We start from the raw sequence: 16,189 nt of genomic DNA on the forward strand, positions 1-16,189 counted from the left end.
GCCTTCGCCCAGGCGTACCACGACCTCAAACACCTCACCGGCCTGGAGCCGCAGGCCGTCGCACACGATCTGCACCCCGGCTACCTCTCCACCCAGTGGGCCCAGTGCCAGCCCCTCCCCTGCGTCCCGGTCCAGCACCATCACGCCCACCTCGCAGCCTGCGCCGCCGAACACGGACTGCGCACCCCGTTCACAGGAGTCGCCTACGACGGCCTCGGCCTCGGCGACGACGGGACGCTGTGGGGCGGGGAGATCCTCGTCGGCGACCTGACGGACTACCGGCGGGCAGGCCGCTTCGCCACCGCGCCCCTGCCGGGCGGGGAAGCAGCCGTCCGCCATCCGTCGCGGATGGCGCTGGGCTATCTGTACGGCGCCGAGTCACTGGGCTCGCCCCGCCCGTTCCGGTGGCTCACCGACGACTTCACCGAACGCCTCGATCCGGCCGAAGTGTCCACCGTCCGCACCATGGTGCGCCGCGGCATCAACACTCCGCGCGCCTCCAGCGCCGGCCGCCTCTTCGACGCCGCGGCAAGCCTGCTCGGCCTGGCCGACACCGTCAGCTACGAAGGCGAGGCGGCACAAGCGCTGGAATCCGCTGCCGGCGACGAGCACGCCCGGCCACTCGCTCTGCACATCGTCCTGTCCGGCGGCATGTGGGTCTACGACACCTCACCGACGCTGACCGATCTCCTGGAGCGCCGTGCCACAGGCGAGCCGACGAGCCGTCTCGCCGCCGCCTTCCACCTCACCGTGGCGATCGCCACCGCCGAACTCGTCGGCCGCGCCGTCGCGGACGGTGCCCCGCGCACCGTATGCCTGGCGGGCGGCTGCTTCGTCAACCGCCGGCTGCTCACCGAGGTCAGACGGCGACTGCGCGCGCAAGGCCTGCGGGTACTGGTCCCCAGCGCCGTACCCGTGGGCGACGGCGGCATCAGCTACGGGCAGGCCGCGATCGCCACCGCCCGGCTCACGAAGGGGTGAGGGCCGTGTGTCTAGGCATACCAGGCAGGGTGACGGAGATCCACGAAGACGCCGGGCTGCGCATGGCGACCGTCGACTTCGGCGGCGTGCGGCGCGAGGTCTGCCTCGCCTGCACTCCCACCGCCTCCGTCGGTACGTACGTCATCGTGCACGTCGGTTTCGCCATCACCGAGGTGGACGAGGCCGAGGCCCGCCGGACCTTGGAGGTCCTGCGAGCCATGGCCGGGGCGGTGGAGGGCGAACTCGGCGAACCGCTGCCCGGGACCGGCTGACTCCCCAGAAGGGGGCCGGTCGGCCCCTGTCCTTGCCCCCGGCGGCCTCTGGGGCAGGGCAGGCACCCGGCGGATGCTGCGTATGTCAACTGGCGGAAGAGGGAGCCGAGATGACCGACAACGAGCCCACTGGACGGCCGGTGCACGCGCTGCTGACCGACGGCACGACGGTACGGATACGGCCGGCACAGCCCGGCGACCACGCCCAGGTGCTGCGGATGTTCGAGGAGATGTCGACCGAGAATCTGCGACTGCGGTTCTTCTCGATCGCCCGCAGCTCCGCATGGCAGGCCGCCGACCGCTGCTGTCGACCGGCCGAACCCGGCCACCGGGCCCTCATCGCCGAGGCATCCGGACAGGTGATCGGGCTCGCCGAGTACGAGGTCATCGAGGCGCCCGGTACCGCCGACATCGGGATCGCCGTCGCGGACGGGCACCACCATCTCGGAATCGGCACTCTGCTCCTCGAACATCTGGTGTCCGCCGCACGGGAGGCCTCGGTCACCGCGTTCACCGCCGATGCCCTCGCCGAGAACCACGAGATGCTGAAGGTGTTCGCGGACCTCGGCCTGCACACGGCCCGCCACTTCGAAGGGCCCGAGGTGCGCTGCACCGTACTGCTCGACCAGGACGAGACCTACCTCTCGGCCGTCGAAGAACGCGGCCGGACCGCCGATGTGGCGAGCCTGCGGCCGCTGCTGCGCCCGGAGTCGGTCGCCGTGATCGGCGTGGGCCGCAAGCCCGGCTCGGTCGGACGCGCGATCCTGCACAACCTCCGCACCGGCGGCTTCACCCATCGGCTCTTCGCAGTCAATCCGAGCGTCACCTCGGTCCTGGGAGTACCCGCATATCCCTCGATCGGCTCGCTGCCCCGCGTTCCTGATCTCGTGGTCCTCGCGGTGCCCGCCGCCGCGCTGCCGGCCACCGCCGAAGAGTGCGGCAAGCTGGGGGTGCGCGCGCTGGTCGTCGTCTCCGCCGGGCTCGACGCCACGCAGGCGGACGCGCTGCTCACCGCCTGCAGGACGTACGGCATGCGGCTCGTCGGGCCCAACTGTCTGGGGATCTCCAACACCGACAAGGACCTCTCCCTCGACGCGACGTTCGCCGCAAGGCATCCGCGACCGGGCACAGCCGGTGTCGCCGTACAGTCCGGCGGCGTCGGAATCGCCCTGCTCGACGGCTTGTCCCGCCTGGGCATCGGCGTCTCCAGCTTCGCCTCGCTCGGCGACAAGTACGACGTCAGCGGCAACGACATGCTCCAGTGGTGGGAGTCGGACGGCCGGACCGACCTGGCCCTGCTCCACCTGGAGTCCTTCGGCAATCCACGCGCCTTCTCCCGAACCGCTCGCCGGGTGGCCCGGCGGATGCCGGTGCTCACCGTGGACGCGGGCCGCACGGAAACAGGCCGGCGCGCTGCCGCCTCGCACACCGCGGCGGCGGCGACCCGGACCATGACCCGGCAGGCCCTGTTCGCCCAGGCCGGCATCACCGCCACCCGCACGATCGCCGAACTCCTCGAAGCCGCGGCCCTGTTGCACGCCCAGCCGCTTCCGGCGGGGAACCGTGTCGCCGTCGTGACCAACGCGGGAGGCGCGGGCGTACTGGCGGCGGACGCCTGCGCCGAAGCCGGACTCGTCCTGCCCCCACTCGGCGCCGACACGATGGGCGACCTGCTGGCGGCTCTCCCCGAGGGAGCGACCGCGGGGAACCCCGTCGACACCACCGCAGCAGTCTCCGAGGACCAGCTCGGCCAGTGCGTGGACCGCCTCGTCAGGCACTCCCGCATCGACGCCGTCCTGGTCGTACTCGTACCCACCGCGGTCGCCGCGGCGACCGGCGACGACCTCACCCGGGCCCTTTACCGTGCCCCCGGGCGCCGCACCCGAACGGTCGCCGCGGTACGCCTCGGCCAGGACCTGCCCGTCAAACTGCTGCCCACCGAGGACGGCGGCGCGGTCCCCGCCTACGCCGACCCGCAGTCCGCGGCCCGCGCGCTGGCCCACGCCGTGGACCGCGGCCGCTGGCTGGCCAGGCCGCCCGGCACTGTCCGGGAACTCGACGGAATCGAAACCGACACCGCACGGGCACTCGTCGACACGTTCCTGGCCGACCACCCCGACGGCGGCTGGCTCGCACCACGCGAGTGCGCGGCCCTGCTCGCCTGCTACGACATCCCTCAACTCCCCTGGGCCTGGGTCGAGACGGAGGACGACGCGGTCTTCGCGGCTGAGCGGCTCAAGGGCCCGGACGGCCTGACCGTCCTCAAGGCCCACTGGCCGGGCCTGCTGCACAAGACCGAGCAGTACGCGGTCCATCTCGATCTGCGCGGCGATACACAAGTACGCGCCGCCTACCGGGACTTCGAGACCCGGTTCGCCGGTCTGCTGACCGGCGTGGTCGTCCAGCCGCTCGCCCAGCGCGGCATCGAGCTCTTCGCCGGGGTCGTCCAGGACGAAGTCTTCGGGCCTCTGGTTCTGTTCGGTCTCGGCGGCACGGCCACCGAGGTGCTGGCCGACCAGGCCGCGTGCCTCGCCCCGCTCACCGATCTCGACGTGCACGACCTGATCACGGCCCCGCGCTGCGCCCCGCTGCTGTTCGGGCAGGGCGGCAACGGACCGGTCGACCTCGAAGGCCTCGAACAGCTGCTGCTGCGTCTTTCGCGGATGGCCTGCGATCTGCCCCAGCTGGCCGAGGCCGACTTCAACCCCGTACTGGCGCGGCCCGGCGGTGTCACCGCACTCGACGTCCGCGTACGGCTGCTGCCGCGCAAGGCCGACAACCCCTATCTGCGGCGACTCCGCTGAGGAGGAGACAGAGATGAAGCACAGCAAGGTCGGCTCCGTGATGACCACCGAGGTGGTCGCCGCCCGCTTCGCCACCCCCTTCAAGGAGGTGGCCCAGCTCCTCGCCCAGCACCGCATCAGCGGCCTGCCGGTGGTCGACGCCGACGACAACGTGATCGGGGTGATCTCCGAGACGGATCTCCTGGTCCGCGAGGCCGAAGCACCCCGGCCGAGCGCGCGCAGGCGCCGCTTCTGGCCACCCCGGCTGAGCCCTGCGGCCCGCAGGGCTCGGGCCAAGGCCCAGGCCCGTACGGCGGGGCAGCTGATGTCGCGGCCGCCCGTCTGTGTCCACGCCGAGAACACCATCGCCGAGGCCGCCCGCTGCATGGCCAGGCACAAGGTGGAGCGGCTGCCCGTGCTCGACGACGAGGACCGCCTGGTCGGCATCGTCACCCGCCGCGACCTGCTCCAGATCTTCCTCCGCACGGACGAAGAGATCCGCCGCGAGGTGATCGCCGAGGTGCTGGTCAACACCCTGTGGCTGTCACCGCAGACCATCACGGTCTCCGTGGCGGACGGCGTCGTGACCCTCGACGGGAAGCTGGAGCGCCGCAGCGAAGTACCGATCGCGGTGAACATGACGCGCCAGGTCGACGGGGTCGTGGCAGTACTCGACAAACTCACCTACCACCTGGACGACTCCCGCATTCACCCCACCGAACAGGCCTTGCACGGCGTCACCGAGGAATGGCTGCGCAAGCTGTGAAGGGATGAGTCATGCGTCACTACTGGAATGGCATGGACATGGACGGCTGGGGCTACACGGCCGTGGGTCTGACCCTGCTGGTCCTCATGGTGCTGGTGGCCGCGGTCGCGATCGCCCTGTTCCGCAGGGGCAGCGACATGCACCGGGACCGGACCCCGGCAGCTGAGCAACTGCTCGCCGAACGCTTCGCCCGCGGCGAGATCGACGACGAGGAGTACCGCAGGCGGCTCGCGGTCCTTCAAGACGTCAAGCCTTCGGGAAAGGACAGGTGAGTTGAGATGGCGGAGCTCGCGCTCGTCGTGTACGGCACGAAGTACGGCTCCACTCAAGAGATCGCCCAGTCTATCGGTGACGTCCTCCGCAAGGAGGGACTCGTGGTCGACGTACGGCGGGCGGCAGATGTGCGGGACATCAGCCCTTACGGCGCGGTGGTCATCGGCGGTGGGCTCTATGCGAACCGCTGGCACCGGGACGCGCGGCGCTTCGCGCGCCGCCACCGCCGCGCGCTGAAGGACCGTTCGCTCTGGCTGTTCAGCAGCGGGCCGCTGGACCGGTCGGCCGCCGAGCGGGACATTCCTCCCGTACCCGGGGTGCGCCGCGTCGCGGACCGTCTGGGTGCCAGGGGGCACACGACCTTCGGCGGCCGCCTGGACGACACCGCGAACGGCCGCATCGCCCGGATGATCGTCAGGTCCGGCAAGGGCGGCGACTTCCGCGACTTCGAGCAGACCGCCGCGTGGGCCTCGGGGATCGCCGGCGAACTCGCGGGCGAGGGGGTGCGGCGCCGTGAAGAACGTACAGAGTAGGACGAAAGTGCGGCGGTGGCGGTGGCGCCGCAATCCGCTGCGCCGCAGGTCGGACACGATCGAGGCATGGACCGGACTCGTGCTGGGCGGCGCGCTGTTCATCGGCGCACCGCTGGCCGGTTCGCTGGCCGGGCTGACCATCTATGACCAGGCGCAGGCGACAGCCTCCCAGCAGCGCGCTGCGCGCCACCTCGTCCGGGCCACCGTATTGGAGGACGTCCCCACCGCTCCGGCGTCGACCGACGGAGTCGCGGCCCGCCAGGTCTCCCCCGTGGCCGTGCGCTGGACGACCGAGGACGGCCGGACCGTTACGGGCAAGGTGAAGTTGCCGGAGGGCACCAGGAGCGGCAGCCCCGCCGAGATCTGGGTGGACGCCCACGACAGGACCACCACCGCTCCACGGAGCAGCAGTGACAGCTGGGCACAGGCCATGGGGGTCGGGGGCATCTCAACGGCCGTTGCTGGTCTGGCAGTTGGAGCTGTCTGGGGGACTGTACGGTCCGCGGCCCTGCGTCACCGCATGGCCGAGTGGGAGCGCGACTGGGCCGTGACCGGCCCCCAGTGGGACCTGCGCGACCACTGAGCCAGTCCGACCGGCCCATGACAGGGCCAGTCGGCCCCTGCCCCGGCGCCCACTTCTCCTCGAAGCTGGACGCGGCGAACGCCGCTGGACGAAGGAGGACGCAGATGACCACCACCGGAGCCACGGCAGTCCTCGACCGGCAGGGCCTTGAGGCGCTGGTCGCGGCACTGGTGGCCGGCGGCCGCACCGTCGTTGGCCCCACCGTCCGCGACGGCGCGATCGTGCTTGGCGAGCTCGATTCCGCCGAGCAACTCCCCTACGGCTGGGGCGTGGAGCTGGAAGCCGGGCACTACCGGCTGCGCCGCCGCGAGGACGGGGCCGCCTTCGCCCACTCCGCGGGGCCGCAGTCCTGGAAGAACTTCCTGCATCCCCAGCGGGAGAAGCTGTGGAGCGCGGACCGCTCGGCGGAAGGGGAGGTTACCGTTCGGGCCGAGCGCCCGCTCCCGCCCTCGTACGCGTTCCTGGGGGTCCGGCCCTGCGACCTGCGGGCCATCGCGATCCAGGACCGGGTGTTGGCCGGCGGCCACTTCCAGGACACGGGCTATGAGGAACGCCGGAGGGGGGCGTTCCTCATTGCGGTCGAGTGCACGGAGCCCGGGGCCACTTGCTTCTGTGTGTCGATGGGCACAGGTCCTGGGGCGGATTCCGGTTTCGATCTCGCGCTGACCGAGGTCGTCGACGACTCGGGACACCGCTTCCTCGTGCGGGTCGGCAGTGAGGAGGGCGCCACGCTCCTGGACGCGCTGCCGAGTCGGGAGGCCGACACGGCCATCGCCGGCGCCGCCCGGGAGGCCGTAGCCGGGGCCGTCGACAAGATGGGGCGCTCCATGCCACCGGTGGACCTGCACGCCCTGATGGGCGCGAGCCTGACCGCCGAGCGATGGGACGACGTCGCCTCCCGCTGCCTGACTTGCGGCAACTGCACCATGGTCTGCCCCACGTGCTTCTGCACCACCACCGAGGAGGTCACCGACCTCACCGGCGACCACGCCGAGCGCTGGCAGCGCTGGGACTCCTGCTTCGACCTCGACTTCTCCCACCTCCACGGCGGGCCGGTGCGCGCCTCGGGGCGCAGCCGCTACCGGCAGTGGCTCACCCACAAACTCGGCACCTGGCACGACCAGTTCAACAGCTCCGGATGCGTCGGCTGCGGCCGCTGCATCGTCTGGTGCCCCGTCGGCATCGACATCACCGAAGAGGTCACCGCTCTCAAGGAGGAGGCCGAGCGATGAGCACCTCGACAGCCATGTGGGTCTCGCTCCCGGCCGAGCACCGGGACCGGTTGATGCGGATCGCGCGCGAAGTGGCATTCCCTGCCGGTACCCGAATCTTCGAGGAAGGCGGCCACGCCGACCGGTTCTGGATCGTCCGCACGGGGACGGTCGGCCTCGACATGCACGTGCCGGGCCGCCGCTCTCCCGTGATCGAGAACCTTGGCCGCGGTGAACTGGTCGGCTGGTCCTGGCTGTTCCCGCCATATCTGTGGCAGTTGGGGGCGGAGGCCCAGAGCCCCGTGCGGGCGCACGAGTTCGACGCCCTGGCGGTACGCATGATGTGCGCGGACGACCCGGCGCTCGGCGCGACGGTCGGCCACTGGGTCGGCCGGGTCCTCGCCCATCGGCTGCACGCCGCGCGCATCCGCCTCCTCGACCTGTACGCGCCCTACGGCAGCGGGTCCGGGGCCAGGGGATGACCGCCGTACCGGTTCCGTACCGGGTCGTCGTCCGCTGGCCGGAGACCCCCGACACGGTCACGCTCCGCCTGGAGCCGGTGGGCGAGTCGCTGCCCGTCTTCGTCCCGGGCCAGTTCGCCATGGTGTGGGTGTTCGGGCGGGGAGAGATACCGGTCTCGGTCAGTTCGATCCCCACGAATGGCGGGCTCGCGCACACGGTACGCAACGTGGGCGCCGTCTCCGACGGGCTGTACGCCGCGCGAGTCGGCGACGTGCTGGGTCTGCGCGGTCCCTACGGCACGGGGTGGGAGCTGGACAAGGCCGTCGGCCAGGACCTGCTCGTGGTCGCCGGCGGCATCGGACTGGCCCCGCTGCGCCCTCTGATCCGGGACGCAGTCGCGGACGCCGGACGGTACGGCCATCTCAATGTGCTGATCGGCGCGCGCACTCCCGCGGATCTGATGGCGAAGAACGAGACCGGGAAGTGGCCGACGGCTTTCACCGGCGTGACGGTCGACCGGCCGGACGACCACTGGGCCGGGCGGATCGGAGTCGTCACCAAACTCCTGAACCAGGTCCACTGCAGACCCGCCAACACCACCGCGTTCATCTGCGGCCCCGAACCGATGATCCGCGCGACGGCCCGCGACCTGGCGCACCGCGGAGTGCCCGCCGACCGCATCAGGGTTTCCCTCGAACGCAACATGCGCTGCGCGACCGGGCACTGCGGACACTGCCAGCTCGGCCCGCTACTGCTCTGCCGGGACGGCCCCGTCGTCGACTGGAAGCAGGCTGAACCCCTGCTCTACACAAGGGAGTTGTGAGATGCCCGGGATCCCCACCCTCGCGGTTTTCAAGCTCGCCTCCTGCGACGGGTGCCAGCTCACCCTCCTCGACTGCGAAGACGAACTCCTGACCCTCGCCGGGCAGGTGGAGATCGCGCACTTCCTGGAAGCCTCCAGCACCGTGCGCCCGGGGCCCTACGATCTCGCGCTCGTCGAAGGCTCGGTCACCACGCCCGGCGATGCGACCCGGATCCGTACGATCCGTGCCGCCGCTCGCCACCTGGTGACGATCGGGGCCTGCGCGACCGCCGGCGGCATCCAGGCCCTGCGCAACTTCGCCGATGTCGACGAGTACCGACGCACCGTCTACGCCCGCCCCGACTACATCGACACTCTCGCCACCTCCACCCCGGTCTCCGACCACGTCGATGTCGACTTCGAGCTGCGCGGCTGCCCGATAGACCGCCGCCAGCTCCTGGAAGTGATCACCGCGTTCCTCAGCGGCCGCAAGCCCGACGTCCCCAACAACAGCGTCTGCTTCGAGTGCAAGCGGCGCGGCACGGTCTGCGTGACCGTCGCCCATGGCACCCCCTGCCTCGGTCCCGTCACTCACTCGGGGTGCGGAGCTATCTGCCCCTCGTACGGGCGGGGTTGCTACGGCTGCTTCGGCCCGTCGGGCTCCACCAACCTGCCCGCCCTCATCCCGCTGCTGCACCGCGACGGCATGGGCGACCGGGACACCGAACGCTTCCTGCACACCTTCAACGTGGCGGCGTTCGACAAGGAGGCCCGGTCGTGACCCATCGAGGTTCCCGTGTCCTGCACGTCGGCTCGCTCTCCCGCGTCGAGGGCGAGGGCGCCCTGCACCTGAGCGTCCACGACGGGACCGTGACCCGGGCACAACTGCAGATCTACGAACCGCCTCGGTTCTTCGAGGCATTCCTGCGCGGCCGCGCACACACCGAGCCACCGGACATCACGGCCCGGGTGTGCGGGATCTGTCCGGTCGCCTACCAGATGAGCGCCTGCGCGGCCATCGAGGACGCCTGCGGCGTGACGGTCGACCCGGCCATCCGGGAACTGCGCAGGCTGCTGTACTGCGGCGAGTGGATCGAGAGCCAGACCCTGCACATCTACCTGCTGCACGCCCCCGACTTCCTGGGCTGCGGCAGCGCCATCGAACTCGCCCGTACGGCACGCGGTCACGTCGAGCGGGGCCTGCGGCTGAAGCAGGCGGGCAACGCGATCCTCGAACTCCTCGGCGGCCGCGCGATCCACCCCGTCAACGTCCGCGTCGGCGGCTTCCACCGCACCCCGACCACCACTGAACTGAAGCCCCTGCAAGCCCAGTTGAAGAGGGCACTCGAAGATGCCTGGGAGACGGTCCGCTGGGTGGCCGGATTCGACTTCCCGGACGCCGAGACGGACGCCGATCTCTTCGCGCTGGCAGCCCCTGGGACATACGCCATCGAGACCGGCACCCCGGCCGTCCTGCGGCCCGACGGAACTCTGACCACCTTCCCGCTCCACACCTTCCTGGACCGGGTTCGCGAGGAGCACCTGCCGCACTCCACTGCCCTGTACTCGACGCTCGACGGGCGCTGCCATCTCACCGGTTCCCTGGCCCGGTTCGCGATCAACGGCCGTTGGCTGTCTCGCACCGCGGTCGAGGCCGCCCGCACGGCCGGGCTCGGCGACCCGTACGAAGGTGCCGTCTGCCGCAATCCGTACCGCTCGATTCTCGTCCGGGCCGTCGAGGTCGTCTACGCGGTCGACGAGGCGCTGCGGATCATCGGGACGTACCAGCCGCCGGAGCACCCGTACGCGGATGTCCCTCCGATGGCTGCCACGGGCCACGGTGCGACGGAGGCCCCGCGCGGACTCCTCTACCACCGGTACGCCCTCGACGCCGAAGGCACGGTGACCGACGCTCGGCTCGTTCCGCCCACCGCGCAGAACCAGGGTGCCATCGAGGCCGACCTCCGGCGCATGGCGCAGGAGGCGATCGCTCAACTCGACTTGGACGACGCCGAGTTGACCGCCCTCTGCGAGCGTGCGATCCGCAATCACGACCCGTGCATCTCCTGTTCCACCCACTTCCTCGACCTCACCGTCGAGCGCACTCACAGCATCTGAGTCCACGAGGAGGCCCGCCATGATCAGTTCTCCGCACACCGTGAGCGACGTGATGACCCATACCGTCGTCTCCGTCGGCCGCGATGCCGCGTTCAAGGAGATCGTCGAGCTGATGAGGCAGTGGAGGGTCAGTTCCGTGCCCGTGCTGGAGGGTGAGGGCCGGGTGATCGGAGTCATCTCCGAGGCTGACCTGCTGCCAAAGGAGGAGTTCCGCGACAGCGACCCGGGGCTCCTGCCGCTGCACCGGCTGTCCGACGTGGCCAAGGCCGGAGCTGTGACGGCGGGCGAGTTGATGTCCGCTCCGGCCATCTCGGTGCATGCCGACACCACGCTCGCCCAGGCCGCCCGGATCATGGCCCTGCGCAAGGTGAAGCGGCTGCCCGTCGTCGACCGGGTCGGGATCCTTGAGGGCGTGGTGAGCCGGAGCGATCTGCTCAAGGTGTTCCTGCGCCCCGACACCGAGCTCGCCGCCGAGGTGAACCGCACGGTCGTCGCGGTGCTCTTCCCCGGCCAGGCGGTGTCCGCCTCCGTGCAGGACGGCGTGGTCACCTTCAGCGGGCCGACGCGCGACCGGGCCCTGGCACCCGTGGCCGTCAGGCTGGCCCACGCGGTCGAAGGGGTCGTGGACGTGCGCATGGACCTCACGGCACCGGCCGCAACGCCGCGATGAAGTATCTCGACGAGTACCGCGATCCCGTGCTCGCCCGGCAGCTCCTGGACGAGTTGCGCCGTACCGCCGCACACCCCTGGCACATCATGGAGGTGTGCGGCGGCCAGACCCACACGCTCGTGCGCCAGGGCATCGACGAACTCCTGCCCGCCGGAATCCGCATGATCCACGGCCCCGGCTGCCCGGTATGTGTCACCCCGCTGGAGACCCTCGACCGGGCGATGGCCATCGCCGCCCAGCCCGGTGTGATCCTGACCAGCTTCGGCGACATGCTGCGCGTCCCCGGCACGCGGACCGATCTCCTCGCGCTGCGGGCCCGGGGCTGCGACGTGCGGGTGGTCTACTCCCCCATGGACGCGGTCCGCATAGCCGACGCGCACCCCGATCACGAAGTGGTGTTCCTCGCCGTCGGGTTCGAGACCACCGCTCCCGCCAACGCGCTGGCGGTGCGGCACGCCGCGCACCTGGGTCTCGCGAACTTCTCGATGCTGGTCAGCCACGTCCTCGTGCCGCCCGCGATGACGGCCCTTCTCGACTCGCCCGACTGCGCAGTGGAGGCGTTCCTCGCCGCCGGACACGTGTGCGCGGTGATGGGCTGGCAGGAGTACGAGCCCATCGCGCACCGGTACCACGTACCGATCGTGGTCACCGGCTTCGAGCCGCTCGACCTCCTGGAGGGCATCCTGATGGCCGTACGGCAGCTCGAAGAGGGCCGGTCCGAGGTCGAGAACCAGTACGTACGTGCCGTACACCGCGTCGGCAACACCGAGGCGCAGTCCGTCATCACGAACGTCTTCCAGGTCACCGACCGGGCCTGGCGCGGCGTCGGCACGCTGCCCGCCAGCGGGCTCGAACTCGCCCCCGAGTACATGCAGTTCGACGCGGCACGCCGCTTCCGGGTCGACACGCTCCATTCGATCGAGGACCCCGAGTGCATCGCGGGCGCCGTCCTGACCGGCGCGCGGCTGCCCACCGACTGCACCGCGTACGGCGGACGCTGCACGCCTCGCACGCCACTGGGTGCCCCGATGGTGTCGACGGAGGGCACGTGCGCCGCCTTCCACTCCGCAGGCCGTACGAGGAGGAACCCGGCATGACAACGCCGAACTGCCCCGTCCCCCACCGCGAGGACGAGCTGGTGCTGATGGGCCACGGTGCAGGCGGCCGGCTCACCGCCGAACTCCTGGAAACACTGGTTCTTCCCGCGCTGGGTGGCCCGCCCGCCGGCCCCTTGGAGGACGCGGCACTCCTGCCAGGACTGCCCGAACTCGCCGTCACCACGGACTCGTTCGTGGTCAGTCCGCTCGCCTTTCCTGGCGGCGACATCGGCTCGCTCGCCGTCCACGGGACGGTGAACGACCTCGCGATGCGCGGCACGCTTCCCGTCGCCCTCACGCTCTCCGTGATCGCCGAGGAAGGGCTGCCCCTGGCCGAACTGCGCTCCCTGCTCGGCTCGGCGGGCAAGGCCGCGCGCGAGGTGGGTGTGCCCTTCATCACGGGTGACACCAAGGTGGTGGGGCACGGCGCGGCCGACCGGCTGTTCCTCAACACGACCGGCATCGGCCGCCGCATCCACGGCCTCAGCCCGTCCGCATCACGCGCCCGTGCGGGCGACGCGGTCCTGCTGTCGGGGCCCATCGGACTGCACGGGACCGCTGTACTCTCCACCCGCGAGGGGCTCGGCTTCGAGGCGGACATCGCCTCCGACACCCGCCCCCTGCACCGGCTCGTCGCCGCCCTCGCCCCGTACGGCACCCACGTCCACACGCTGCGCGACCCCACCCGCGGCGGTCTCGCCGCCTCGCTCAACGAGATCGCCCGGGACTCGTCGATCGGCGTGGAGATCGACGAGAACACGCTGCCAGTGCCGCCCGCGGTCGCCGCGGCCTGCGATCTCCTCGGCCTGGACCCCCTGATCGTCGCCAACGAGGGCTGCCTGGTGGCCTTCGTCTCGCCCGAGACCGCCGACGGGGTGCTCGCCGCGATGCGCTCACTGCCCGAGGGCTCGGAGGCGGTACGAATCGGGGAAGCCGTCGACGGCCCCGCGGGCCGGGTCGTCCTGCGCACGCTGGTCGGCGCCCGGCGGGTGGTGGACATGCCGCTGGGTGAGCAACTCCCGCGCATCTGCTGAGCGGCGATCAATGGGGCCGTTCGGCCCCTGTCGCACCGGCCCGCACAACGGGCACTCTCAAGCCGGGGCCACCGACAGTCAGGGGACATCGACGTGAGCGACGCACGGACCTTCTCTCCGCAGCACCCGATCCGGGTCTTCCTCCTCGACGACCACGAGGTCGTGCGCCGCGGAGTGCACGACCTGCTCGACGCCGAGCCCGACATCGAAGTGGTCGGCGAGGCCGACACGAGCGAACAGGCGCTGGTCCGCGGCCCCGCGCTGCGCCCGGACGTCGCCATCCTCGACATCCGCCTGCCCGACAGCGACGGCATCACCGTCTGCCGCGAGCTGCGCTCCAGGGTGCCGGAACTGGCCTGTCTGATGCTGACGTCGTTCGACGACGACGACGCCCTGCTCGACGCCATCATGGCGGGGGCCGCTGGCTACGTCCTCAAACTGATCAAGGGCTCCGACCTGATCGAGGCCGTACGGACGGTGGCGTCCGGCCAGTCCATGCTCGACCCGGCCACCACTGCCCGCCTGATGAGCAGTCTGCGCGGACCGGACAAGCAGGCCACGGACGAAGACCCCCGGCTGGCGGGGCTGTCGGAGCGCGAACGTGAAATCCTCGCCCTCATCGGCGAGGGCATGACCAACCGGCAGATCGGCCAGCGGCTCTACCTGTCCGAGAAGACCGTGAAGAACCACATCTCCCGGCTGCTGGCGAAGCTCGGGGTGGAACGCCGTATTCAGGCAGCGGTACTCGCCACGCAGTTCAACCGGCCGGCCGACGAGGAGCGTTGACCCCACCCCATCACTTCAACCCGGACAACGGGACCTCCCACTCCAACCGTGTGCCGCCCTCGGGCCCCGCCCCCGTGGTGAGCTCCCCGCCCAGTAGCTGCGCACGTTCGGCGAGGTTGCGGAGCCCGCTGCGTCGTCCGCCTTCGGCGATGCCGACGCCGTTGTCCACAACGCCGACCGTCAGCGCCCCCTTGCGCACCACCAGGGAGACGTCAGCCCGCGAAGCCCGCGCATGACGGGCCGTGTTGGTCAGCGCCTCGCCGAGAACGGCGAGCACCTCGTCCGCCAGCGCCCGTGGTACGTCGGTGTCGAGCAGTCCCTCCATCCGAAGGGACGGGGTGAATCCGAGGGCGGTCACAGCCCCCTCGACCACCCGCACCGCCCGCACCCGCAGCCCGGAGCCGGGCTCCTTCGCCTCGTGCGCCCGCAGCCCGAAGATGGTCGAACGGATGATCTTGATGGTCTCGTCGAGGTCGTCGACCGCCCGAGCCAGCCGTTCGCCCGCTTCCGGATGGTCGACGAACCGCTGCGCGCTCTGCAGCGTCATGCCGGTCGCGAACAGACGCTGAATGGCGAGGTCGTGCAGGTCCCGGGCGATCCGGTCCCGGTCCTCCAACAGGCTGACCTGCTCGGCGTCACGCCGCCGGTCAGCCAGTTCCAGTGCGAGCGCCGCCTGTCCCGCGAACCCGGGCAGCGGAGCCGTCTCCGCGCTGCTGAACGGCGGCCGCCCAGACCCACGCGCGAGAAGCAACACGCCGCGCTCTCCCATCGGCACCGCGACGGCCGGCCCCATCCCCTTCCACCGTTCGGGCTGGTAGGTCACCCTCGGATCGCTGCTGACGTCCTCCGCCGTGACGAGCCCCTGCCCGGTCAGCGCGACCCCCGCCAGCGTCCCCGCACGCGGCACTCGCAGGCCTCGGTGCGCCTCGGCCCGCTTCCCCAGCGCAAGGACGCCGCGCAGCTCGTCCGAGCCCTCCTCCACCAGGTCGACGAGGCCCAATTCGGCCGAGGTGATCTCCTTTGCCCGCTCGACCATCACTTCCAGCACCCGTGCCTCGGGCATGCCGGACAGCAGTCCGGCGGTGAACTCGGCGCTGGCCGCGAGCCATTGCTCCCGCAGCCGGGCCTCCGCGTAGAGCCGGGCGTTCTCGATGGCCACACCGGCCGCCACCGCCAGGGTGGCAAGCACCGACTCGTCCTCTTCGTCGAACTCGGCTCCCCCGCGCTTCTCGGTCAGGTAGAGATTGCCGAACACCTCGTCGCGTACGCGGATCGGGACACCCAGGAAGGAATGCATCGGCGGATGGTGCGCCGGAAAGCCCGACGACGCCGGGTGCTCGGACAGTTCCGGCAACCGAAGTGCGTCGGGATGCCGGATCAGTTCGCCCAACAGGCCGTGCCCGGACGGCAGATCACCGATCTGGGCCCGCAACTCGTCGTCGATCCCCACCGGCAGGAACTCCGACAGCTTCTCCCCCTGCCCGATCACACCGAGTGCCCCGTACTCGGCGTCCACGAGCACCACCGCAGCCTCGACGATCCCCCGCAGCACCTGCGGCAGATCCAACTCACGCCCCACCGAGAGCACCGCTTCGAGCAGGCTGTGCAGCCGGTCGCGAGTACCACGTACGGCATTGATGCGTACCTGAAGCTCGTCGAGCAGCTCGTCCAGCCGGAGCCTGCCCAGCTGACCGGCGGCACTGTTCCGCTCTCCTTCATGCATGGATCCGTCCCCACCTGGTTCGAGCAGGACAAATACACCGTCAAGCTCACGGTAGCGGCGGGCAGAGTCGGAGCACCCTTCTCACGGCGAGTACG

At 70.9% G+C, this 16,189-nt stretch carries 16 protein-coding genes and 1 pseudogene; 16 read left to right on the plus strand and 1 reads right to left on the minus strand.

The features are described 5' to 3' along the window. The 16 genes and pseudogenes from ADK54_RS10485 to ADK54_RS10560 all read left to right on the plus strand — a co-directional run. Positions 1-981: pseudogene (locus ADK54_RS10485) on the plus strand (carbamoyltransferase HypF); the annotation flags it as partial. A gap of 5 nt (positions 982-986) precedes the next feature. Beyond that, on the plus strand, positions 987-1,253 hold the full coding sequence (locus tag ADK54_RS10490; RefSeq protein WP_053725299.1) for a HypC/HybG/HupF family hydrogenase formation chaperone: 267 nt from the start codon (positions 987-989) through the stop codon (positions 1,251-1,253). A 110-nt stretch (positions 1,254-1,363) separates the two neighbouring features. Next, complete coding sequence (locus tag ADK54_RS10495; protein ID WP_053725300.1) at positions 1,364-4,057, plus strand: bifunctional GNAT family N-acetyltransferase/acetate--CoA ligase family protein; 2,694 nt, start codon at positions 1,364-1,366, stop codon at positions 4,055-4,057. Positions 4,058-4,070: 13 nt separating this feature from the next. Continuing rightward, on the plus strand, positions 4,071-4,802 hold the full coding sequence (locus tag ADK54_RS10500; RefSeq protein ID WP_053725301.1) for a CBS domain-containing protein: 732 nt from the start codon (positions 4,071-4,073) through the stop codon (positions 4,800-4,802). An 11-nt stretch (positions 4,803-4,813) separates the two neighbouring features. Continuing rightward, complete coding sequence (locus ADK54_RS10505) at positions 4,814-5,074, plus strand: SHOCT domain-containing protein (protein ID WP_053725302.1); 261 nt, start codon at positions 4,814-4,816, stop codon at positions 5,072-5,074. Between the two features lie 6 nt (positions 5,075-5,080). After that, positions 5,081-5,608, plus strand: a complete 528-nt coding sequence (locus ADK54_RS10510; protein ID WP_053725303.1) for a flavodoxin domain-containing protein — start codon at positions 5,081-5,083, stop codon at positions 5,606-5,608. After that, positions 5,589-6,191, plus strand: coding sequence for a hypothetical protein (locus ADK54_RS10515; RefSeq protein WP_063801944.1), 603 nt, complete (start codon positions 5,589-5,591; stop codon positions 6,189-6,191). Before ADK54_RS10510 ends, ADK54_RS10515 begins: the two co-directional genes overlap by 20 nt. A gap of 104 nt (positions 6,192-6,295) precedes the next feature. Further along, positions 6,296-7,423, plus strand: coding sequence for a 4Fe-4S dicluster domain-containing protein (locus ADK54_RS10520; protein ID WP_053725305.1), 1,128 nt, complete (start codon positions 6,296-6,298; stop codon positions 7,421-7,423). Continuing rightward, entirely contained in the window at positions 7,420-7,884 is a 465-nt protein-coding gene (locus ADK54_RS10525) for a Crp/Fnr family transcriptional regulator (protein WP_053725306.1), read from the plus strand. Before ADK54_RS10520 ends, ADK54_RS10525 begins: the two co-directional genes overlap by 4 nt. Beyond that, a complete protein-coding gene (locus ADK54_RS10530) occupies positions 7,881-8,687 on the plus strand; it encodes an FAD/NAD(P)-binding protein (protein ID WP_053725307.1) in 807 nt (268 codons plus the stop codon). Before ADK54_RS10525 ends, ADK54_RS10530 begins: the two co-directional genes overlap by 4 nt. A 1-nt stretch (position 8,688) precedes the next feature. Further along, the gene (locus ADK54_RS10535; protein WP_053725308.1) at positions 8,689-9,447 is read left to right on the plus strand and encodes an oxidoreductase; all 759 of its coding nucleotides are present in this window, start codon (positions 8,689-8,691) and stop codon (positions 9,445-9,447) included. Next, positions 9,444-10,784, plus strand: a complete 1,341-nt coding sequence (locus ADK54_RS10540) for a Ni/Fe hydrogenase subunit alpha (RefSeq protein WP_053725309.1) — start codon at positions 9,444-9,446, stop codon at positions 10,782-10,784. Before ADK54_RS10535 ends, ADK54_RS10540 begins: the two co-directional genes overlap by 4 nt. Before the next feature lie 19 nt (positions 10,785-10,803). Continuing rightward, complete coding sequence (locus ADK54_RS10545) at positions 10,804-11,454, plus strand: CBS domain-containing protein (RefSeq protein WP_053725310.1); 651 nt, start codon at positions 10,804-10,806, stop codon at positions 11,452-11,454. Beyond that, on the plus strand, positions 11,451-12,551 hold the full coding sequence (hypD, locus tag ADK54_RS10550) for a hydrogenase formation protein HypD (RefSeq protein WP_053725311.1): 1,101 nt from the start codon (positions 11,451-11,453) through the stop codon (positions 12,549-12,551). Before ADK54_RS10545 ends, hypD begins: the two co-directional genes overlap by 4 nt. Then, the gene (gene hypE / locus ADK54_RS10555) at positions 12,548-13,585 is read left to right on the plus strand and encodes a hydrogenase expression/formation protein HypE (protein ID WP_053725312.1); all 1,038 of its coding nucleotides are present in this window, start codon (positions 12,548-12,550) and stop codon (positions 13,583-13,585) included. The genes hypD and hypE overlap by 4 nt, the downstream gene beginning before the upstream one ends. Positions 13,586-13,678: 93 nt before the next feature. Continuing rightward, entirely contained in the window at positions 13,679-14,371 is a 693-nt protein-coding gene (locus tag ADK54_RS10560; RefSeq protein WP_053725313.1) for a response regulator, read from the plus strand. 10 nt (positions 14,372-14,381) lie between these two features. Here the strand turns inward: ADK54_RS10560 and ADK54_RS10565 are convergent, their stop codons facing one another. Then, on the minus strand, positions 14,382-16,094 hold the full coding sequence (locus ADK54_RS10565) for a GAF domain-containing protein (protein WP_053725314.1): 1,713 nt from the start codon (positions 16,092-16,094) through the stop codon (positions 14,382-14,384). Positions 16,095-16,189 lie beyond the last annotated feature (95 nt).

This window comes from Streptomyces sp. WM6378 (assembly GCF_001279695.1).
Taxonomy (GTDB): Bacteria; Actinomycetota; Actinomycetes; order Streptomycetales; family Streptomycetaceae; genus Streptomyces.